Annotated in this window: 12 protein-coding genes and 1 pseudogene; 6 read left to right on the top strand and 7 right to left on the bottom strand. The window is 56.6% G+C overall.

Annotation, left to right across the window (positions count from 1 at the left end; all coding sequences use genetic code 11):
- Positions 1 to 18: 18 nt before the first annotated feature.
- Positions 19 to 2976: a bifunctional [glutamate--ammonia ligase]-adenylyl-L-tyrosine phosphorylase/[glutamate--ammonia-ligase] adenylyltransferase gene (gene glnE / locus EE949_RS08630; RefSeq protein WP_122663909.1), complete on the bottom strand. Its 2958-nt coding sequence runs from the start codon at positions 2974 to 2976 to the stop codon at positions 19 to 21.
- A 383-nt stretch (positions 2977 to 3359) separates the two neighbouring features.
- Here glnE and aceE point away from each other — a divergent pair, with 383 nt between their 5' ends.
- The 4 genes from aceE (at position 3360) to msrA (EE949_RS08610) (ending at position 12022) form a co-directional block, all read left to right on the top strand.
- Complete coding sequence (gene aceE / locus EE949_RS08625; protein ID WP_122663908.1) at positions 3360 to 6005, top strand: pyruvate dehydrogenase (acetyl-transferring), homodimeric type; 2646 nt, start codon at positions 3360 to 3362, stop codon at positions 6003 to 6005.
- Between the two features lie 171 nt (positions 6006 to 6176).
- Entirely contained in the window at positions 6177 to 7829 is a 1653-nt protein-coding gene (aceF, locus tag EE949_RS08620) for a dihydrolipoyllysine-residue acetyltransferase (RefSeq protein WP_122663907.1), read from the top strand.
- A 630-nt stretch (positions 7830 to 8459) separates the two neighbouring features.
- Positions 8460 to 11150, top strand: coding sequence for a sensor domain-containing phosphodiesterase (locus tag EE949_RS08615; protein WP_122663906.1), 2691 nt, complete (start codon positions 8460 to 8462; stop codon positions 11148 to 11150).
- A gap of 209 nt (positions 11151 to 11359) precedes the next feature.
- Positions 11360 to 12022, top strand: a complete 663-nt coding sequence (msrA, locus tag EE949_RS08610; protein ID WP_122663905.1) for a peptide-methionine (S)-S-oxide reductase MsrA — start codon at positions 11360 to 11362, stop codon at positions 12020 to 12022.
- 210 nt (positions 12023 to 12232) lie between these two features.
- Here the strand turns inward: msrA (EE949_RS08610) and EE949_RS08605 are convergent, their stop codons facing one another.
- On the bottom strand, positions 12233 to 13312 hold the full coding sequence (locus tag EE949_RS08605; RefSeq protein WP_122663904.1) for an Ig-like domain-containing protein: 1080 nt from the start codon (positions 13310 to 13312) through the stop codon (positions 12233 to 12235).
- A gap of 295 nt (positions 13313 to 13607) precedes the next feature.
- Between EE949_RS08605 and msrA (EE949_RS08600) the strand changes: the two are divergent.
- Positions 13608 to 14031 (top strand): annotated as a pseudogene (gene msrA / locus EE949_RS08600) (peptide-methionine (S)-S-oxide reductase MsrA); the annotation flags it as partial.
- 372 nt (positions 14032 to 14403) lie between these two features.
- Here the strand turns inward: msrA (EE949_RS08600) and EE949_RS08595 are convergent.
- The 5 genes from EE949_RS08595 to EE949_RS08575 form a co-directional block, all read right to left on the bottom strand.
- Complete coding sequence (locus tag EE949_RS08595) at positions 14404 to 15861, bottom strand: Ig-like domain-containing protein (RefSeq protein WP_122663903.1); 1458 nt, start codon at positions 15859 to 15861, stop codon at positions 14404 to 14406.
- A gap of 411 nt (positions 15862 to 16272) precedes the next feature.
- On the bottom strand, positions 16273 to 16782 hold the full coding sequence (locus tag EE949_RS08590; RefSeq protein ID WP_122663902.1) for a hypothetical protein: 510 nt from the start codon (positions 16780 to 16782) through the stop codon (positions 16273 to 16275).
- A 340-nt stretch (positions 16783 to 17122) separates the two neighbouring features.
- The gene (locus EE949_RS08585) at positions 17123 to 17959 is read right to left on the bottom strand and encodes a 23S rRNA (adenine(2030)-N(6))-methyltransferase RlmJ (RefSeq protein WP_122663901.1); all 837 of its coding nucleotides are present in this window, start codon (positions 17957 to 17959) and stop codon (positions 17123 to 17125) included.
- 436 nt (positions 17960 to 18395) lie between these two features.
- Positions 18396 to 20045, bottom strand: a complete 1650-nt coding sequence (locus EE949_RS08580; protein WP_122663900.1) for a hypothetical protein — start codon at positions 20043 to 20045, stop codon at positions 18396 to 18398.
- 492 nt (positions 20046 to 20537) lie between these two features.
- Positions 20538 to 20912 (bottom strand): hypothetical protein, encoded by a 375-nt coding sequence (locus EE949_RS08575; protein ID WP_122663899.1) that lies wholly within the window; start codon positions 20910 to 20912, stop codon positions 20538 to 20540.
- 607 nt (positions 20913 to 21519) lie between these two features.
- On the opposite strand from EE949_RS08575, the gene EE949_RS08570 reads away from it, so the two are divergent.
- The gene (locus EE949_RS08570) at positions 21520 to 22038 is read left to right on the top strand and encodes a BRO-N domain-containing protein (RefSeq protein ID WP_122663898.1); all 519 of its coding nucleotides are present in this window, start codon (positions 21520 to 21522) and stop codon (positions 22036 to 22038) included.
- Positions 22039 to 22180 lie beyond the last annotated feature (142 nt).

Here is a 22180-nt window from a genome sequence, read left to right as displayed (position 1 = left end):
AACCCGTGGGACCTCAGGTCAACTCAACCCCATCTCCCCCCAAACCCGCATCACTTCACGCCGCTGGGCTTCGAACTGATCCCCCGGCACGACACCGGCCTGGTTCTGTAAGGCCTGACGGTGAGCGGCCGAACGGTAGATCTTGTAGACCTCACGCAACAGGCTGGCATCGCTGGCGGGTATCAACCCGGCCTCTTCCAGCCCTTCAAGAATACGAATGTTATCGGTGTAACGCAGCAGTGCCGGATGTTCCCGGGACCACGCCAAGGCCGCGTATTGCACCATAAATTCGATATCGACGATACCACCGGCATCCTGCTTGAGGTCGAAGGGCACCGTCGCCAGGAAGGCATTCGCCGCCGTACCGGCCGCTGTAGCCTTGGTGCCGAGGCTGCCACGCATCTTGGCGCGCATCTCGCTGACCTCCTGCTGCAGCTTCGACAAATCCCGTTCGCGACCCAACACCGATGCACGCACACCTTCAAATGCATGGCCGACTTCCTGGCTGCCCACCAGCACCCGAGCGCGGACCAAAGCCTGATGTTCCCACGTCCATGCTTCATTTTCTTGATAGCGGGAAAACGCACCGAGCGAACTGACCAACAGCCCCGACGCACCGGACGGGCGCAGACGCATGTCCACTTCATACAGCTGACCGGAGTTAGTCTGCGCCGTCAGTAAATGGATGATCCGCTGCCCCAGCCGGGTGAAGAACTGCGCACTGTCGATGGGTTTGGCGCCATCGGTCTCGGCTTGCAAGTCGCCATCATGGATGAACACCAGATCAAGGTCAGAACCATGGCCCAGCTCGATGCCACCGACCTTGCCGTAGCCGACAATGACAAAGCCCGGATCACACAGGCTGCCATCCGGCCGTGACGGCGTGCCGTGACGTGCAACCGTATGCCGCCACGCCAGCGCCAGCACTTGCTCCAGAATCGCCTCGGCCAGCCAGGTCAGGTAATCGCTGACTTTCATTAAAGGCAGACTGCCGGTGATTTCCGAGGCGGCCACTCGCAGCCGGTGCGCCAGCTTGAAGTGCCGCAATGCCTCCATTTGTTGCTCAAGGTCATCCTCGGGAATGCGCGTCAGACGCTCGCGCAACTCCGCAGCCAATTCCAGCGCCTGTGGCGGACTGAACAAACGGCCCTCGTTGAGCAACTCATCAAGCAGCAACGGGAAACGGGCGATCTGCTCGGCAATCCACGGGCTTGCGGCACAGAGCGTGAGCAGACGACGCAACGCATCAGGGTTTTCAGTGAGCAGCACCAGATAGGCCGAACGCCGAGCGACCGCCTCGACCAAAGGCAGCACACGCTCAAGCACCAGATCGGGATTGTCATGCTCGACCGCCTGCGCCAGTAAACGCGGAATAAACGCATCCAGTCGCTCACGCCCCAACCGCTGCATGGAACGCAACTGCGAGCTGTTGCGCAAATCGTTGAGGTTCTTCAAGGCTTTGTCCGCATCGACGAACCCGCCTGACAGCAGTTGACGGCAGGCGGCGTCTTCGTCCTGGGACTCTTCCCACAACGGCAACCATTCCACGCCGACGACAACCTCGGCTTCTTCCTGCTGCTCATCGTCCGGATCAGAGTCCGGGTCCGCGATGACCTGACGGAAATGCCACGACACGCGCTCGCGCCAATGCATCAAGCGTTCATGAAAACTCTGCCAGTCAGCAAAACCGAGCATGAAGGCGATGCGGGCCTGATCCTTTGCGTCATCAGGCAACATTTGCGTCTGGCGGTCGGCAATGGCCTGGATGGCGTGCTCGGTATAACGCAGGAATTCGTAGCCCTGGCGCAATTCGTCGATGACCGCCGCTGGCAAATAGCCCTGCCCTTCAAGCGTGCGTAGTACCTTGAGCAGCGGGCGTTGTTGCAGGCTCAAGTCACGGCCGCCATGAATCAGCTGGAAGGCCTGGGCGATAAACTCGACTTCGCGAATACCGCCTGCACCCAGTTTGATATTTTCCGCCATGCCTTTGCGGCGTACTTCCTGCTGGATCAGCTGCTTCATGGTGCGCAGCGCTTCAATGGCCGAAAAATCCAGATAGCGGCGATAGACGAACGGCCGCAGCATGTCCAGCAACTGCTCGCCCGCCGCCTGATCGCCGCCCACGACACGGGCCTTGATCATTGCGTAGCGTTCCCAGTCGCGACCCTGATCCTGGTAATACTGCTCCAGCGCATTGAAGCTCAGCACCAAGGCCCCGGATGAACCGTAAGGCCGCAGGCGCATGTCAACGCGGAACACGAAGCCGTCCACTGTGATTGGGTCCAGCGCCTTGATCAAACGCTGCCCCAGACGAATGAAGAACTCCTGATTATCCAGTGGGCGCTTGACCCCCACCGTCTCGCCGCCTTCCGGATAAGCGAAGATCAGGTCGATGTCCGACGAAAGGTTCAGCTCCACCGCGCCCAGCTTGCCCATGCCCAGAATGACCATCTGCTGCGCTTCGCCGCTGCGCCGCCCTGTGGGCGTGCCGAACTGCTGGCAATGGCGCTCGTACAACCATTGATAAGCCAGGTCGATACAGCCGTCGGCCATGTCGGACAGATCGCGACAGGTTTCCACAAGGTCGGCCTGCCGAGTCAGATCCCGCCAGATAATCCGTACTTGCTGACGCGTGCGCTGGCGACGTAGATTACGCCCCAGCTCATCTTCGCTACTGGCTTGAGCCACCGCCGCAGCGATCTGCCCGCGCAGCTCGCCGGGAGCAAAGCTGCGCTCCAGCTCGCCGGATTCAGCGAGGTCCAGCAGAATCTGCGGGTCACGACAAACCTGTTCGGAGACAAAATCGCTGGAAGCGCAAACCCGGTCGAACGCTGTACGACGAGATTCAGGCCAGGCGTCGAAAGATGCCGAAGCGCCGTCCGACGCAGCAGCAAGAGATGTACGAAACGTCTGTTGCGCACGAGAGACTAAAGGCAGCAGGATGGCCGGAATATCGGCCAGCGAAGGTAGGCTCATGGTCTATCCTAGATCGGCGTGCGAAGAGCTGTGTAGCGCGCAAAAAACCTGCGAGCGACTGACAGGACTGTCGAACAAAAGTCATAAATTGCTGGGATATTAAGTTTTGTAGCAGCCAGCATCTGATTTAATCCGTTTATGTTTGTTTTCAACCAACAGGAACGTTTTATTCCACAACACAAGACGAACGATTTACACGCTTCCCTGTAGCTTTACTACTGACCCTACAGTTCGAAAGGCTGAAATAGCCGACGATTTGTAGTAAAACTACACGCCGCCGGACCAACCGCCGGTCATCCAAGAATTTATGTCGTCTGCCCACAAGGCCAGTCGCAAACACTCAGGCAACCGATTCTGGAAGCCTTTCCGCCCTGGAGCAAGCCATGCAAGACCTCGATCCCGTCGAAACCCAGGAATGGCTGGACGCCCTGGAATCGGTTCTCGACAAAGAAGGCGAAGACCGTGCTCACTACCTGATGACCCGTATGGGCGAGCTGGCCACCCGTAGTGGTTCGCAGCTGCCGTACGCCATCACCACGCCTTATCGCAACACGATTCCGGTGACTCACGAAGCACGCATGCCTGGCGACCTGTTCATGGAACGCCGCATTCGCTCCCTGATCCGCTGGAACGCGTTGGCCATGGTTGTTAAAACCAACCTGAATGACCCAGACCTGGGCGGTCACATCTCCAGCTTCGCCTCCAGCGCCACGCTGTATGACATTGGCTTCAACTACTTCTTCCAGGCCCCGACCGACGAACACGGCGGCGACCTGATCTACTTCCAGGGTCACGCATCGCCAGGCGTTTACGCCCGTGCGTTCATGGAAGGCCGCATCACCGAAGAACAAATGAACAACTTCCGTCAGGAAGTCGACGGCAAAGGCCTGTCGTCTTATCCACACCCGTGGCTGATGAAAGATTTCTGGCAGTTCCCGACCGTTTCCATGGGTCTGGGTCCAATCCAGGCGATCTACCAGGCGCGCTTCATGAAGTACCTGGAGCATCGCGGCTACATCCCTGAAGGCAAGCAGAAAGTCTGGTGCTTCCTGGGCGACGGCGAGACTGACGAGCCGGAATCCCTGGGCGCTATCGCACTGGCCGGTCGTGAAAAACTCGACAACCTGATCTTCGTCGTCAACTGCAACCTGCAGCGCCTCGACGGTCCGGTTCGCGGCAACGGCAAGATCATTCAGGAACTCGAAGGCGTATTCCGCGGTGCTCAGTGGAACGTGACCAAAGTGGTCTGGGGCCGCTTCTGGGACCCGCTGCTGGCCAAAGACGTCGACGGCATCCTGCAACGTCGTATGGACGAAGTCATCGACGGCGAGTACCAGAACTACAAAGCCAAAGACGGCGCGTTCGTCCGTGAACACTTCTTCAACTCGCCAGAACTCAAGGCGATGGTTGCTGACCTGTCCGACGACGAAATCTGGAAACTCAACCGTGGCGGCCACGACCCGTACAAAATGTACGCGGCGTACCACCAGGCGGTTAACCACAAAGGTCAACCGACCGTGGTTCTGGCCAAGACCATCAAAGGTTACGGTACCGGTGCTGGCGAAGCGAAAAACACTGCGCACAACACCAAGAAGGTCGATGTCGACAGCCTGCGTCACTTCCGTGACCGCTTCGACATCCCGGTCAAAGACGACCAGCTGGAAGCCCTGCCATTCTTCAAACCGGAAGAAGGCAGCGCAGAAGCCCGTTACCTGAGCGAGCGTCGTGCTGCGCTGGGCGGCTTCGTGCCACAGCGTCGCGCTGAAAGCTTCAACCTGCCGACTCCGCCACTGGAAACCCTCAAGGCAATCCTGGACGGCTCCGGCGACCGCGAAATTTCCACCACCATGGCCTTCGTGCGGATCCTCTCGCAACTGGTCAAGGACAAGGAAGTTGGCCCGCGCATCGTTCCGATCATCCCGGACGAAGCCCGTACCTTCGGTATGGAAGGCATGTTCCGCCAACTGGGCATCTACTCTTCCGTCGGCCAGCTCTACGAGCCAGTCGATAAAGAACAAGTGATGTTCTATCGCGAAGACAAGAAAGGCCAGATCCTCGAAGAAGGCATCAACGAAGCAGGCGCCATGTCCTCCTTCATCGCTGCCGGTACTTCGTACTCCAGCCACAACCAGCCGATGATTCCGTTCTACATCTTCTACTCGATGTTCGGTTTCCAGCGTATCGGTGACCTGGCCTGGGCCGCTGGCGACAGCCGCACCCGTGGCTTCCTGATCGGCGGCACCGCCGGCCGTACCACCCTGAACGGCGAAGGTCTGCAGCACGAAGACGGTCACAGCCACATCCTGGCGTCGACCATCCCGAACTGCCGCACCTTCGACCCGACTTACGGTTACGAGCTGGCTGTGATCATCCAGGACGGCATGCGCCGGATGTTCGAAGAACAGCAGGACGTTTTCTACTACCTGACCGTGATGAACGAATCCTACGCCCAGCCAGCCATGCCGGCCGGTGTCGAGGAAGGTATCGTCAAGGGCATGTACCTGCTCGAAGAAGACACCAAGGAAGCGGCGCACCACGTCCAGTTGCTGGGCTCGGGCACCATCCTGCGTGAAGTTCGCGAAGCGGCGAAAATCCTGCGTGACGAATTCAACATCGGTGCTGATGTCTGGAGCGTTACCAGCTTCAACGAACTGCGTCGCGACGGCCTGGCCGTAGAGCGCAGCAATCGCCTGCACCCTGGCCAGAAGCCAGCTGTAAGCTACGTTGAAGAATGCCTCGCCGGCCGTAAAGGTCCGGTGATTGCATCGACCGACTACATGAAACTGTTCGCTGACCAAATCCGTCAGTGGGTTCCAACCAAGGAATACAAAGTTCTGGGCACTGACGGTTTCGGCCGCAGCGACAGCCGCAAGAAACTGCGTAACTTCTTCGAAGTCGACCGTCACTTCGTTGTGCTGGCCGCTCTGGAAGCCTTGGCTGATCGTGGCGATATCGAACCTAAAGTCGTGGCTGAAGCCATCACCAAGTTCGGCATCGATCCTGAAAAACGCAACCCACTGGATTGTTAAGAGTCTGCTTCGAGATCGTATAACGCGCTGAACGAGGAGCGACAAAGCAGCTGAAGATGCGGAATTTACCGTTTTTTGATGAACGTTAAATGAGCATCCGAAGGCTGTTTTGTCGCAACTGACTAACCCGGCGCAATCGAGAGTGAACAGGTTCTCCGAAGGAGAGACATTGTGAGTGAGCTAATTCGCGTACCCGACATCGGCAACGGTGAAGGTGAAGTCATTGAATTGATGGTCAAGGTCGGTGATCGCATCGAAGCCGACCAAAGCGTCCTGACGCTGGAGTCGGACAAGGCGAGCATGGAAATCCCTGCTCCCAAGGCTGGCGTCATCAAGACCATGAAGGTCAAGCTGGGCGACCGCCTGAAAGAAGGCGACGAGCTGTTTGAACTGGAAGTTGAAGGCGAAGCTGCCGCTGCGCCTGCTGAAGCTGCTGCCCCTGCTGCTGCCGCTCCGGCACCGGCTGAGAAGCCTGCTGAAGCTGCACCAGCGCCTGCTGCTGAGCCAGCTGCTGCCGCGGCTGAAACCGTACAGGACATCCATGTACCGGACATCGGTTCGTCGGGCAAAGCCAAGATCATCGAACTGATGGTCAAGGTCGGCGACACCATCACTGCTGATCAATCGCTGATCACCCTGGAATCCGACAAGGCCAGCATGGAGATCCCTTCTCCAGCCGCAGGCGTTGTCGAAGCCATCCTCGTCAAGCTCGAAGACGAAGTCGGCACCGGCGACCTGATCCTGAAGTTGAAAGTCGCGGGCGCTGCGCCTGCTGCTGCCCCTGCTCAAGCTGCCGCTCCTGCCGCACCGGCCAAGGCTGAAGCTGCTCCGGCCGCTGCGCCTGCGCCAAAAGCAGAAGCTCCAGTTGCTGCGCCGGCTCAAACAGCTGCAGCACCTGCCAAAGACGGCGCCAAGGTTCACGCGGGCCCTGCGGTTCGCCAGTTGGCCCGTGAGTTCGGCGTTGAGCTGAGCGCAGTAAGCGCTACCGGCCCACACGGCCGCGTGCTGAAAGAAGACGTGCAGGTTTACGTCAAGGCCATGATGCAGAAGGCCAAGGAAGCTCCAGCGGGCGGCGCAAGCGGCGGCGCGGGCATCCAGCCAATCCCTGAAGTCGATTTCAGCCGTTTTGGCGAAATCGAAGAAGTACCGATGACCCGCCTGATGCAACTGGGCGCGACCGGTCTGCACCGCAGCTGGCTGAACATTCCGCACGTTACACAATTCGACCAGGCCGACATCACCGACCTGGAAGCTTTCCGCGTCGCGCAGAAGGCTGTTGCCGAAAAAGCGGGCGTCAAGCTGACCATCCTGCCTCTGCTGCTCAAGTCCTGCGCCTTCCTGCTCAAGGAACTGCCAGACTTCAACGCTTCGCTGGCACCAAGCGGCAAAGCGGTTATCCGCAAGAAATACGTGAACATTGGTTTTGCTGTTGATACCCCTGAAGGCCTGCTGGTACCGGTCATCAAGGACGTCGACAAGAAGAGCCTGCTGCAACTCGCTGCCGAAGCCGCGGTACTGGCTGAAAAAGCCCGCACCAAGAAGCTCTCGGCGAACGAAATGCAGGGTGCCTGCTTCACTATCTCCAGCCTCGGTCACATTGGCGGCACCGGCTTCACGCCGATCGTCAACGCGCCAGAAGTGGCAATCCTGGGTGTTTCCAAGGCAACCATGCAGCCAGTCTGGGACGGCAAAGCCTTCCAGCCTAAGCTGATGCTGCCACTGTCGCTGTCTTACGATCACCGCGTAATCAACGGCGCAGCCGCCGCACGCTTCACCAAGCGTCTGAGCGACTTGCTGGCTGATATCCGCACGATCCTGTTGTAAGCCTGGCTAGGCGCTCGCTCTCCTTTGTGGGAGCGAATTCATTCGCGAAGGCGGTGTATCAGGCAATGATTTGCTGGATATGTCGCCCTCTTCGCGGATGAATCCGCTCCCACAGGGGCAGCGCCAGAGCCACCTGTTTTATCAGGCGCCTGAGCGATCTGCTGGCTGATATCCGCACGATCCTGTTGTAAGCCAGGCTGGGCGCTAGCTCTCCTTTGTGGGAGCGAATTCATTCGCGAAGGCGGTGTATCAGGCAATGATTTGCTGGATGTGCCGCCCTCTTCGCGGATGAATCCGCTCCCACAGGGGCAGCGCGAAAGCCATCTGTTTCACCGAGCCAAACCGCTCGACCTCAACCCCGCCCACCTGGCGGGGCTTTTTTTGTGTGCGATTTGGCAAAGTGCGGCGAAATGCCGCTAATCTACATTCTTGCCGCACACACGCCAAAGTATTGATCTAGAGCACTTAATTCGAATAACGCATACAAGCGGCGTCTTCATCTCAAACATTTATAGCACTAAGCCACCGCGCTCCCTTGTCAGCCAGTGCTGCATGATGCAACCTTGCCACACGCGAAATCAGAAAGGGCCTTGCCCGCACGCGATCAGTATTCCGAAAGCGAGTTTCTTCATGAAGAGCCAACCCGATGCTGCCGGTAGAACGGCGGCCGAGGTAGTGACGCAATTGCCGGTGCCCTCGCGCCTCGGCATGCTGCGTTTCGAGCGGCTGAATGAGGCCAATTGGGCGCTGCTCTACCTCGATCCAAACTGTGAAAAACAGTTCGGCCTGGCTGCCGTGGAACTCTGCGCCTTGTTGGGCTCGCCTTATGCGAGCCTGATGGAACCTGAAGCGCGTTATCACTTGCATGACACCATCCAGTCACAACTGGCTGACGCCGCGCATTACACCGTGCGCTACACCCTGCACACCTCTCGCGGTGCGCTCAGCGTGGTCGAAATAGGCGAAGGCTACAAACAGCACAACCGGCACCTGCTACGCGGCTACCTGATGGTCGTCGACGGCCTGCAAATCGCCGAGCAACACGCCAATCCGGATCTGGAAACCCAGAACTTACGCCTGCAAATCGCCCTGGAGCTCAACCAACAAGCCCAGCGTGAACAGCTTGAGCATCTGGAGCGTGTCCGCGCGCAACAGAACCTGATCCTGCATCTGGCGAGTCAGCGCTACAGCACCAACAATGCCCTGCAGGAAGCGGCTGAGCTGATTACCAAAAGCGCCTGCGAGATCTACAACATCTCCTGCGCAAGCATGTGGTACCTCAACGGCCAGATGCTGGAACCCATCTCCGAATATCGCCGCGACACAGGTGAGTACCGCTTGCCGGCCCCTGTCGACGCAAGCCGCTATCCGAGTTACCTCGAAGCGCTGCACAACAGCCGCGCCATTGATGCCAACGACGTCCAGCAGGACCCGCGCACCAAAGAAATGGCCTCCAGCCTCAAACCGCGTGACATCACCGCCATTCTCGACGCGAGCATTCGTATCGACGGCCAGGTAATGGGCGTGCTGTGCCTGGAGCAAACCGGCGAACCGCGCGCCTGGCAATCCGATGAAATTGCGTTTGCCGGTGAGCTTGCTGACCAGTTCGCCCAAGCCATCAACAACCACACCCGGCGTACAGCTACCAGCGCGCTGCATTTGTTCCAGCGGGCCGTGGAACAAAGCGCCAACGCCTTCCTGCTGGTCAATTGCGATGGTGTCGTTGAATACGTAAACCCGAGCTTTACCGCGATCACCCAATACACCACTGACGAAGTGCACGGGTACAAGCTCTCGGAACTGCCTGCCCTTGAGAACCTTAACGATTTGCTCAAGGACGCCAATTCCAGTCTGGCGAACAGCAACAGCTGGCAGGGTGAATTCAAAAGCCGTCGCAAGAACCTGGAACCCTACTGGGGCCAGTTGTCGATTTCCAAGGTGTATGGCGACAACCGCGAGTTGACCCACTACATCGGCATCTACGAAGACATCACCCAGAGCAAGCTGGCCCAGCAGCGCATCGAGCGCCTGGCCTACACCGACAACCTGACCAACCTGGGCAACCGGCCGGCGTTCATTCGTACCCTGGACGAGCGTTTTACCCGGGACAGCGACACGCCCATGAGCCTGTTGCTGGTGGACATCGACAACTTCAAGCGCATCAACGACAGCCTGGGCCACCAGACCGGCGACAAACTGCTGATCAGTCTGGCACGACGCCTGCGCAACACGCTGAGCCCCAGCGATGTGCTGGCACGCTTCGCCAGTAACGAATTCGCCGTATTGCTGGATCAGACCGGGCCTGATGCGGGGCAAAGCATTGCCAGCCAAGTGCTGGCGACACTGGACAAGCCGATTTTCGTCGACAACCAGTTGATCAGCGTCACCGGCTCTGTAGGCCTGGCCTGCGCGCCGCTGCATGGCCGTGATCCGCAAACCTTGATGAAAAACGCAGGTCTGGCGCTGCACAAGGCAAAAGCCAACGGCAAGCATCAGGTTCAGGTGTTCACCGAAGCCCTGAACGCCGAGGCCAGCTACAAGTTGTTCGTCGAGAACAACCTGCGCCGCGCCCTGACCCAGAATGAACTGGAAGTGTTCTATCAGCCCAAGCTGTGCCTGCTTAGCGGTCGCCTGATCGGCATGGAAGCGCTGCTGCGCTGGAACCACCCAGAGAAAGGCATGATCCGCCCTGACCAGTTCATCAGCGTGGCGGAAGAAACCGGCTTGATCATCCCGATCGGCAAATGGGTTGCGCGCCAGTCCTGCCGCATGAGCAAGCAACTGACTGCCGCCGGTTTCGGCAATCTGCAAGTGGCGATCAATGTGTCACCCAAGCAGTTCTCTGACCCTGAGCTGGTCAGTGCGATTGCTGCGATCCTCAAGGAAGAACAGCTCGACGCTTCGCTGCTGGAGCTGGAGCTGACTGAAGGCCTGTTGCTGGAAGCGACTGAAGACACCCGCCAGCAACTGGACTCCCTGAAGAAAATGGGCCTGTCCCTGGCCATGGATGACTTCGGCACCGGCTATTCGTCGTTCAGCTACCTGAAAAAATTCCCGATCGACGTGATCAAGATCGACCGTAGCTTCATCCGCGATATTCCGGATGATGAAGACGATATGGAAATCACCTCGGCAGTGATCGCCATGGCCCACAACCTGAAGCTCAAAGTGGTCGCCGAAGGCATCGAAACCGCCGCCCAACTGACCTTCCTGCGCCGCCATCGCTGCGACGTGGGCCAAGGTTACCTGTTCGACAAACCGATCCGTGGCGAAGAGCTGATCGCCAAACTCCGCCGCTACCCGCGCGGCCCCTCCGCCTGACGGGCTTCCCCCTGCCCGCTGGTTTGGGGCACACTAGCCCACTCCCTTATTCTCGGACATATCACCATCGCTTGGGCAACGCGGACCTGTGGGACCGGATTTATCCGGGAAGGCTTTGTTTCAGACGACAATGATGTATTGATTGCACCGGCCTTTTCGCGAATGAATTCGCTCCCACAGGGACATGCCTTATCAAGAGGAAATGTCTCATGGCTCTACGCTCGGAAATTCTCGTGAACAAAAACGTACTCCCTACCGCCGACCAAGCCCTGCCTGGCCGCGAAACACCGATGGCCCTCCCGGAAACCCACTTCGTCAACGGCAACCCGCTACTGGGCCCGTTCACCAGCAACGTGGAATTCGCCATCTTCGGCCTGGGTTGCTTCTGGGGTGCCGAACGTCGCTTCTGGCAACGGGACGGCGTCGTCAGCACCGTCGTCGGCTATGCCGGTGGCTTCACGCCTAACCCGACCTACGAAGAAGTCTGCTCAGGCCTGACCGGGCACACTGAAGTCGTGCTGGTGGTCTACGAGCCGGAAAAAGTCAGCTACGACGAACTGCTGACCCAGTTCTGGGAACTGCACAACCCGACCCAAGGCATGCGTCAGGGCAACGACATCGGCACGCAATACCGCTCGGTGATCTACTGCACCACGCCAGAACAACTGGCTGCCGCCAAATCCAGCGCGGCCGTGTATCAGGCAGAACTGAGCAAAGCCGGGCTGGGTGAAATAACCACCGAAATCGAAGAAGCGCCGACGGTGTTCTTTGCCGAGGCGTACCACCAGCAATACCTTGCCAAGAATCCGCAAGGCTATTGCGGGATTGGTGGCACCGGTGTGTGCATGCCGCCGAGTCTGGCGGGGAATTGAGCCGAGCGCTCGCATCCAGGTGGGATTGATATGTGGGAAATATTCAGGCGCCCACTTAAGCTACGAGGCAAGCGATTGCAGTATGCCTGATACTGTAATCGCCTCTTAACTTCCGGAAAACCCCTTGAGGTTGTGTTAACGCACACCTTGGGGGAACAGCTCTATAGTCATTGCTCACTCCATTTCAACTTGCTAGCCCTACGGATGCGGTCACGGTGTCCGCCCCTCATCATCCGTTGACGTCCACATTATAGAATTGAGTGAGAACACTCCGACCGTCGGGAGCCAGGTTATAACCTCAATACGCATTGAGGATATGTATTCGCCTGGTGGCGCAATAAAGCCTTCGTCCGAACTCCCTGAGTCCTTCGGAAGCGAATGCGACCCAAGCTCACGACCTCTCGGGTTGAAATATTTCACTCGAGAGCCGGCCATAGCACCAAACTCCCGAAAATAAACCACAGACTTGGCAGCGCAATTCAAATTGAAATCCAGTACAGCATGGGGAGTTATATTCAACCTGCCTGCGAGAGATTTTGCTCGACCCGGAATGTGAGAAAAACTAACGGGTGCATCTGGGTCAACCGGCTGACTCGTCAGGAGTGTTATGACCAACCCTGAAGGATATGTTATGGGGGTCAGTACGGGGAGTACGCCCGGCGCCTGAGCGTCAAAGTCCTGGAACCCGCTTGCTATCGCCATTACCGTCAAGGTTCTCGGCGGCGAAACCGGACTCCCGCCTTCCGCTACAACCGTAAAGCTATGATTGCCCGGAGCCAACCCGGTCAATTGCAGCGTCCAACTACCATTGGTGGCCACCACGGTACCCATGGAGGTTGATCCATCGAATATTTCCACTCGCCGATTGGCAGCCCCAGTGCCGCTCAAAGTGATAGTGTCGCCAACAGCGATTCCACCTTCTGGAATGAACGTAGGGGTGGCATCCGCAATGAATGTAATGCCCGGTGCGGGTGGGTCTGCGACGGTGATTGTCCAGGACGGCGATTGCTCCCCCCAAAAATCAACTGCGATAAGAGAGTAGCGTCCCGGGCTGGCCATTCTGGTTATCGTCCAGTTGCCATTAGTGTCAGCGGTGACCAGACCTATAGCGACGCCATTACTTTCGATAACTGCGCCTCCACCAACAGTACCCGTGCCCGAAATGACCAACTTATTATCATGAGTCGTCGAACCACTGGGGACCGCCATCCCGCTACTGTCGACAACGTGAGTGATTAAATACATGCAATTCACCTTCATATTGGCAAATCCAAATGGCAGTCCGGCCATGGCGGAATTCAATGAATGAGCAAAGTATAGCCCGCTGACAGCTTCCCATAACAAGGAAGTACTTAAGCGTTAGATTGATCGGCGATATTATTCCGGCACATTGACTATATTTTGAAGTAACTATTAAAGTAGGTGGTGCCGTCACGGTCCGATAGCGCACGCGTGCAGTCGAACCGAATGGTTAGAGGTCATTCAGCAATCAACACATTTAACTTTCGCCCACGTGGTCTGCCCAAACTTCTGCGTCAGGTGACAGCAGGCCACGCAGAACAAAAATTTATTGCGAATACGTCTAGCCGCCGACTTCACGTCTAACCCGACCTACGAAGAAGTCTGCTCCGTCTGACTGCCACACTGAAGTCGTGCTGGTGGTCTACGAACCGGAAAAAGTCAGCTACGACCAACTGCTGACCCAGTTCTGGGAACTGCACAACCCGACCCAAGGCATGCGTCAGGGCAACGACATCGGCACGCAATACCGCTCGGTGATCTACTGCACTACCCCGGAACAGCTCGCTGCCGCCAAGGCCAGCGCTGCGGTGTATCAGGCAGAGCTGAGCAAAACCGGGCTGGGTGAAATAACCACCGAAATCGACCAGGCACCCACCGTCCTCTTCGCCGAGGCGTACCACCAGCAATACCTGGCGAAGAATCCGCAGGGCTATTGCGGGATTGGCGGGACGGGTGTGTGCATGCCGCCGAGTTTGGCGGGGAATTGAGTTAGTCATCCTGTGGGAGCGAATTCATTCGCGAAGCGGTATTTCTGGCGACAGATCCGGGCCAGAAATGCTGACACAATCGCGGATGAATCCGCTCCTACTGGTTCAACCAACGCGTCACCCCTGTTGGAACCAACTTGCCTGCAAAACGATAGCCATCCGGTTTAATCAGTATTGAATTGAGAGCAATTCGATCCAACAGCCACATCGGGAGGGCTACGACGGTTGAAACTCTCGGAAGGATCAGTTTCAACTATCACTACATTGATCATCGCAATGCGTGGTGAATCGTGAACATCTTGCGCTTAACGATACCGCCCGAACCCATATCAACGATACAAGTATTTATATACAACCTGACTTATCACCGCATCATGCCGACCAGCGTAGGCTATCGAACGCGATAGATCCCTGACCACCTATCCTACCCATAATAGTCAAGCTAAGTACGTGCTTTCCTGCCGAGGCAGTATATTTCACCAATAACTTGCTCCCTACGGGGGCAGTGTATTCCATTAGTTCCGCCCCTCCCTCGCCGTAGAATACAACACCACAACGCAGGCCCGGAACATTATTGACAGCCCACAGAGCAAACTCGACGTGAGTGAAAGTAGTAGCTGGCAAAGTTAGAAACGTCTGGTTAAAAAACTCATTATTGATTCCAATAGACAAGTACTGAAACCCATGCTCGCCCTGCTGGCTACCCGCGCGAACTATCCCAACGGGCGGAGCCAACAATTCTGAAAACATACCGAGCTTGACTCCGGAGGCAAGAATCATAGACGCCCCTGGATGGATTACTCCTGGTGGAGCCTTTTCAAAATCCTCAAACCCGGAAGTAATTTTAATTATAGTTAATGTCCGAGTTGGAAATAACACGCTTGTGAGTCCACCATCAAAGGACACCTCAAAAATCAGCTTGAGAGTTGAACCATCCTTTAACGTCTTCAAATTATTTACCCCTACCGTCGTACCTGGCTCCCCCGTAGAACTGATCGGCAGGTTCTGCCAGGTCCGATGCAGCCAGTTATGCGCCGAGCCATCCGCCTTGGTGCCTTCGAATCGCAGGGATATCAACTGCCCTGCCGCAATAAACGGCCAGGGTTTGACCCTGAGATCCGCATCAGCGGTCAGGGCAGCTACGTCCAGATTCATATTATCGGGAGCTTGCAAAATCCTCGGCGCTTCAAGGACCGAATCAGCCAACGTCTGTACGGTAAGGCTAAGAACCTCAGACGGTTTCTCGACACCATTGCGCACCACGGTATAGAGCACCGGGATGGTTTTACCAATCACCGCCGCTACCGCCGTAGGAGGGATGGTAAAGGTCACGCTGCCGAGCGCGCTGCCGGGCTGAGTGGGCACAAGATTATCCTGCCCGTTCCAGCTAATCCCGATGGTATCGGTGGGTTGCATGGCATAAGTCACCACCACCGTTGCACCGCTGATGGCATCCACCGGATTGAGGGTACCGGTGGGGGCTTGAGTGACGGCAGGCGGGCGCAAATCAAGCTCTGCCGAGTCCACGGTAACTACCCACTCCGGCGAATCCACGCCCCCCGACCCATCTCGAACGGTAAAGACATGCTGCCCTAACACCAACGTCTCAGGACTAAAGCTCCAGGTGCCATTGATCGTCACCGAGGCGGTGGTTAAAAGCACGCCGTTGTCATAGATAAAAATCACCGAGTTAGCCGTGCCGCTACCAGAGAGGGTCAACTCGGTGTCTTGTGTAATGCCGCCGTTCGAGACTGGATTTCCAAGGCTATCGACAACACCAGTGATCGAGGCCGCGACTCGTTCGGGGATGGATTGAGGCTGGATGTCCATAATGTTTACCTGAATGGATCAAGGTAGTCTGGACTGACAACTTCCTGATGCCAGCGCTATTGGGGAGTATTGCCAACAACGAGGATCTGAACTACTGACATAAATGACAGTGGTGAGATCGATTGGCTATTGGGAGATAGAGCTTTAGTTGGCGAACGCTATAAATGGCATTTAGTAGAGACAGATAGAAATCAATTGGCTACCTGACCCGCAAGCGGCTATTTCGGGAGAGTGGTGAACTGGCTTTGGCCGGGAAAGCGTCGGTTGCCACACCGCTAGTTAGTGGTGCCTGTCTAATGGCTTCCCGACTACAGCCGGCCCCGCGCCGTGAATGGTGTCGTCGTGGGACCGGCTCTGACCAAAAGCGCTAACCACATGGTGCTTTACAGATAATGTTTCGTAATTACATTATTATGACCATCGCATACTATCGTAAGCGATGGCTCCGTTACCGCCCTGCGCACTGCCAAGAAGCAAATGAGTTATATACCCCCCTGACGGCGCTGTATAGCCTACCACTAACTTTTTACCTACAGGTGCGGTATAAACTTTTTGTTCCGGAAGACCTACATCAACGTAATACACAACAGAAAGCCTGAGGTCCGGAACGTCGTCCTCGGCCCACAGCGTAAACTCAACAGTCGTGAAATTAGTACCGGGCAACTTTAAAAGAGTTTGGTTAAAGGAACTCTCGTTCACGCCAATAGATAAATACTGGAAGCCATGCCCCCCTTGGTCGCTGGACGCACGAGTTATCGCTACGGGCGGGGATCCAGGGAACAAACGCACGTCCAGCCCCAGTCCAGAACTGAGAACCAAAGACGTCTGATCAGGAAGTGATTGCGGAACAGCCGACTCGAAATCTTCAAATTGGGAAATCATATTATTCACCTTTTTTAGTTTGGCAACCTCATCGAACAAACCTTAACTCAGGCTTGTTAATGGTTACGCAAATATCATCCCCTGCAAAAAGCCCCACAACTACTGTCACAAATGACAGTAGTTAGACAATTCGGCGATAAAAAAGAAGGGTGAATAATATTCCGTTCTGCCTAGAGCGCAGATTTACCGAATTGCACCTGGCGATGCCTGGAGAGAATCCGGGATGATTGCGAGATCAGCGAAATGGGTGTGTGCATACGTCGAGTTTGGCGGGGAATTGAGTTAGCCAATGAACTGAACGCGCCTCCCGTCGCAGGAGCGGCTCTAGCCGCGAGCAGCGCCCCCAAAAATATAAGGCGTTACACGCGACGAAGTACCATCACTCCGCAATCAACCAATCCATCTTCCAGTCACCCTTGGTTTGCCCCAGCTTTTGCGCCAGATACGGCAGCAACTCGCGCAGTTCTTCTTCCAGGCCCCAAGGCGGGTTGGCGATCACCAGGCCTGAGCCATTGAGGCTGGCGGGGGTGTCCAGCGGATGGACGTATAGTTCGACGCGCAGCAGCTTCGGCGCACCGGTTTCAGCGAGGTCTTGATAGAAACGTTTGAGCAGGCGCGGGTCTTTGATCGGGTACCAGATGGCCGCCACGGTCTGACGCATGCGGCCGATGGTTTCTTTCAAAGCCACGGCGCAGCGCTTCATTTCGTCGAGCTGTTCGAACGGCGGATCAATCAGCAACACTGCCCGCTTCTCAGCAACCGGCAGCAACGCACGCGGCACATGCCAGCCTTCGCCCAGATGCACAGCCACGCGACGGTCGCCTTTCATGTTTTCTTTCAACAAGCGCCCGTCTTCCGGGTGCTTCTCGTTGAGCAGCACGCGGTCATTGGCGCGGGTCGAGCGGCGGGCGATTTCCGGGGAGCCTGGGTAGTAACGCAGTTCGCCATCGGGGTTCATGTCATGCAACAACTGCATGTAATCAGCCGCCAATGCAGGCAGATCCGGCGCATCCCACAGTCGCGCGATGCCTTCCAGGTATTCGCCAGTGCGGCTGGCCTGATCGCCCTTGAGGTCATAAAGCCCCAGCCCGGCGTGGCTGTCGATATAGGCGAACGGCTGCTCCTTGCGCGCCATCAGGGCAAACAAGCGAGTCATGATCAGGTGTTTGAGTACATCGGCGTGGTTGCCGGCATGGAAGGCGTGGCGGTAATTCATGGCAGCTCCTCGAAGGCTGCGCAGTTTAGCAAAAGCCGGAGGCACAGATCCGATCAAACTTCAGATCAACGTCTGCGGCAGGCGCAATCAGGCAAACGTAAGGAGCGCCCGAGCCACAGGCCTCGCACGCCTGTGGAATAAGCGTTGTTGCACATGATGCTCCCGCTATCAATCCCCCCGCACGCCATGCTCGCCGAATATACAAGCCCGGCGAACTGAATGTGGGTGTGTTGGCAGGATGAGGCGTGTATTCGGTTGAGGGATATGCCGTGTATGCTGCCTCGCCAGCGAAGGGTGAAGTGAGGGGCACATGCTTCGTTAAAAAGTGCAAGCCGGTTAAGTAACGTCGCTGGGGGACGCACACTTAACCGGTATAACGAAGGACATCGTTTCCAAGTAACTCTGAAACCCGCCTGGAGACTTTCCAATGCATCATCTAAGCGGTCCAACGGAAATTATCGACAGCAAACCCGCCATCATTTGATTGTTCGTAGCCTACCGTTATTTGCAGAGATGCAATGTAGCTGCCTGAAGGCGCTGTAAACCTAACCTGAGCAATGACGGCGGGGACACCGCTTCCGGTAAATGGAATTTGAACAGATCCGAGGCTAGACCCGCCAGTGTCAAAATATGTAACGCGCGAGTCAGCTCCATGAACCGCCGCCACATCAAATACGGCATCTTTTGCCAAACCAGTCCACTTAAGCTCCAGCACGCTGTATCGGGTTAATGATACCCACTGCAATCCCCACGTTACAGGTCCGGTCGAATTAGAGAGGCGATAGATTCGTGGTAATTGCCCACCGTCAGCCCCTGGACCAGCCACTAACAGTTTTAGAATGAGCCCAGAGCGACATGTAATGGGAATGCCTACAGGAATATTTCCCACGACTACTGCCTCGAAGTCTTCAAAACCGGAAGTAGATTGAAGAATGGTCAGAGTCCGCACCGCCGACTCAGGGTTACTGCCATAAAGCCCTTTGGCCCTGACGCTGTAGGCCTTGACCGTCAACGAAGGCAATGCAAGCGTCCAGGTCGTACCGGTTGCGGTGGCAGTTCCCAACACCGTCGTCCCGTCCAGTATCTGCACCTGCTGCCCAGCAGCCGCCGTACCCGTAAACGTTGCACTGATACTGTACGTCGTGGTGTTCGGAGGAATCTCGACCCCGGCGGCATCCTTGATACTGGAGATGGTCGGTGCTGTGGCCACTGCCACCGTAAACACCCGCACCGCCGACTCAGGATTAGTGCCATAAAGCCCTTTGGCCTTGACGCTGTAGGCCTTAAAGGACAGCCCCGTCAACGCAAGTGTCCAGGTCGTGCCGGTTGCGGTGACAGTGCCTAGCGAGCTCGCGCCGTCGAAAATCTGCACCTGCTGCCCCGCCGCTGCCGTGCCAGTCAACGTCACGCTAGCGCTGAAAGTCGTGGTGTTCGGTGGAATTTCGACCCCTGCCGCATCCTTGATGCTGGAGATGGTCGGGGCCTCCGACGCCAATACCGTCAAGCTTCGTACTCCCGATACCGGATTGCTGTCATAGCGGCCGCGTACCTGAAAGTTATGGCTCCTCACGGTCAAACCGGTCACGGGCCGCGTCCATGCGCCACTGGCATTAACAGGCACGTCGCCTTGCAAAGCACTGTCCTGAAACAGCTCAACCACTTCGTTGGCTTTGGCCGTGCCATTGAGGGTGACTGTGGTATCGAACGTGGGGCCGTTGTGCGCAACTTCGCCATTGGAGTCCGTAACGAGAGTGATCTCCGGCTTTACCACGGCCTCGCCCACGGTAACCACCCACGCCGGCGAATCCACCCCGCCCGGCTCATCGCGAACGGTAAAGACATGCGGCCCTAACACCAACGTCTCAGGACTAAAGCTCCAGGTGCCATTGATCGTCACCGAGGCTGTGGTTAAAAGCACCCCGTTGTCATAGATAAAAATCACCGAGCTAGCCGTGCCGCTGCCAGAGAGGGTCATGACGGTGTCTTGGGTAGTGCCGGGATTTGGGATGGAATTTCCCAGACTATCGACAACACGGGTGATCGAGGCCGCGATGCGTTCGGGGGTGGCTTGTAGTTGAATGTCCATGATGTTTTACCTGCGTGGATCGAGGTAGTTTGGCTGACAACATCCTGATGTCAGGGTTGATAACGGGTGTGAATGGAAGTATTGGCCAACGACACCAGTCTCAACTACTGTCAGAAATGACAGTACTGAGATCGATTGGCTATGTTTAGCAATAACATTTGTTATGTAGCGTTATTAAACGAGTGAAGCCGTGCGCCGTAGGAGTTTTCCCGGTGTCCCTGACACCGCGCTGTCGCGCAACAAACAGAAGACGTGGGACTGGGAAGGCGGCATTTCTGACGATAAAAATGCGGCGAATGTAATGGCCTCTTCCCGAATGAATTCGGTCCCACAGGTTCTGTGTGAGTTCAGATAGTTACGTGTTATTTGATGAGAGTGAATGTGCTCGCGACAACGGTCAATCTGTTGAACAGCTACTGTCGGGCCTGACGCTATCGCAAGCAAGCTCACTTCTACAGGGTTTCATATTTGCCGCGCGACAGCTCACCCTGGTCACCAATCGATCCGGTAGATTTCCCTTTCTGCGTCCCACTTGAAGGTCGGTGGTTTTTCCGGGGGCGATGCTTCGATGAGGATGTCCCAGCACGATGATATCGCTCCATCGCTTGTGCACACGCTAAAGCTATGGCCACCCTTGGTGGCATCAATCCTTATCGACCACGCGCCTCCATCCAGGATATGAGTGATGTCCTGCAGTACACCGTTATCCAGAAAAAACATTTTTTTGTTAGCCGGTCCTTGGCCAAACAGGATCAAATCGGGGCGGGCCGTAGTGCCGGGATTTTTCAGAGAGTTGCACCTGCCATCAACTATCCGGGTTATATCGAGCGCGACGAAAAGGGAAGTAAATCGAGAGTAAGTGTCCATCGTTCACCTGCATTTAGCGTAAGTCAGCTTTCCTGACAACTGCTTTATGTCAGCGCGAAGATTGAGATGAAGTATCGTCCATAAAGGGGTGAATGACGACGCTAAAAAACATGAAAGTTAGACTAATCGGCAATTACCAGAGAACAAAGCGTTATCTTTTGTTCTGGCAACAGCCTTATTTGCGGTCCAATCGCACACCTTTCCACACCACCACGATCATCGTGGGGCTGGCTCCAGCCGGGAAGCGTCTGCTATCGCCTCGGCATCTTCTTCGTCACACATGTGGCCTTCCCGGCTGGAGCCCGTCTCACCCAACCCCGGTCACATCTGCACACACGTGCCAGTATTTACCAGCAAAACCGTCTGCCCAATGATGCGCGCCCTGAGCCTAAGAACTCTGCTAAGCGTTACCCGCCACGACAGCCAGCGGTTTTTTTGTGCCCGCGATAAATTCGTTTATCGCGGGTGCATAATGCCTTCACGTGTCTGTTATGTCGGGAGTCGGCTAATACAAGACCCTTCGGGGGAATATGCCGGCACTTCTTAGCGGTGTTCTTAGCTCCCGACGCCTTTGGTCCCTCAATAAAGCCAATACGGACAGACCGCAATGGAACCGCCTTTCGAACCCATGGTGTTCACCCGCCATAAGTACCACCTGCACGGCTTGCTGATCGATCGTCAGGCGTGGTTTTGCGCCCGGGATCTGGGCCGGATGATGGGCCTGTTCCTCGAAGAACGCTTCACCCGCAAACTCGCCCCCGACCAACGCCGCAGCGTGATGATGAGCTACTACGGTGAGGTGAAAGAGACCCTGATAGTCAGCGAATCCGCCGTCTACGCCCTGCTCGTCTACCACCCCAACCCCGCCAACCTGCCCCTGCGCAAATGGCTGACGTATAGCGTGCTGCCGAGATTGCGCTACAGCTCGGACGTGAAAGACCACAACAGCCCGACGCCGGGGGTATTGGAATGGCAAACCGGCGAACTCAATGTTGTGCACTGGCAGGATGAGGCGTGGATTCGATTGCGGGATATGCCGTGTTTGTTGCCCCGGCGGGATGAGGTGGGGGGCGGACGCAGGAGTGGATGGTGGATGGGCTTGAAACGCAACCTGTTGAAAGCCTGAGGGGGCGCCGCTGTTCAGGCAGTCCCTTACAGCAATCAGCGGCTGAAACGCGCCACTATCAGGTTTGCTATACCGAGTTCAGCCCAAGGCTGATCCGCCTGAAGAATAGTCTGGGGGCATATCGCTCCTCAGACCGACAACT

Source organism: Pseudomonas viridiflava (assembly GCF_900602065.1).
Lineage (GTDB): Bacteria > Pseudomonadota > Gammaproteobacteria > Pseudomonadales > Pseudomonadaceae > Aquipseudomonas.
This window is presented reverse-complemented; position numbering and strand designations above follow the sequence as displayed.

Excerpts from the sequence above, each read along its gene's own strand:
- glnE (WP_122663909.1), bottom strand. The coding sequence starts at position 2,976 with ATGAGCCTACCTTCGCTGGCCGATATTCCGGCCATCCTGCTGCCTTTA.
- aceE (WP_122663908.1), top strand. The coding sequence starts at position 3,360 with ATGCAAGACCTCGATCCCGTCGAAACCCAGGAATGGCTGGACGCCCTG.
- EE949_RS08615 (WP_122663906.1), top strand. The coding sequence starts at position 8,460 with ATGAAGAGCCAACCCGATGCTGCCGGTAGAACGGCGGCCGAGGTAGTG.
- msrA (WP_122663905.1), top strand. The coding sequence starts at position 11,360 with ATGGCTCTACGCTCGGAAATTCTCGTGAACAAAAACGTACTCCCTACC.
- EE949_RS08605 (WP_122663904.1), bottom strand. The coding sequence starts at position 13,312 with ATGGCCGGACTGCCATTTGGATTTGCCAATATGAAGGTGAATTGCATG.
- EE949_RS08595 (WP_122663903.1), bottom strand. The coding sequence starts at position 15,861 with ATGGACATCCAGCCTCAATCCATCCCCGAACGAGTCGCGGCCTCGATC.
- EE949_RS08585 (WP_122663901.1), bottom strand. The coding sequence starts at position 17,959 with ATGAATTACCGCCACGCCTTCCATGCCGGCAACCACGCCGATGTACTC.
- EE949_RS08580 (WP_122663900.1), bottom strand. The coding sequence starts at position 20,045 with ATGGACATTCAACTACAAGCCACCCCCGAACGCATCGCGGCCTCGATC.
- EE949_RS08575 (WP_122663899.1), bottom strand. The coding sequence starts at position 20,912 with ATGGACACTTACTCTCGATTTACTTCCCTTTTCGTCGCGCTCGATATA.
- EE949_RS08570 (WP_122663898.1), top strand. The coding sequence starts at position 21,520 with ATGGAACCGCCTTTCGAACCCATGGTGTTCACCCGCCATAAGTACCAC.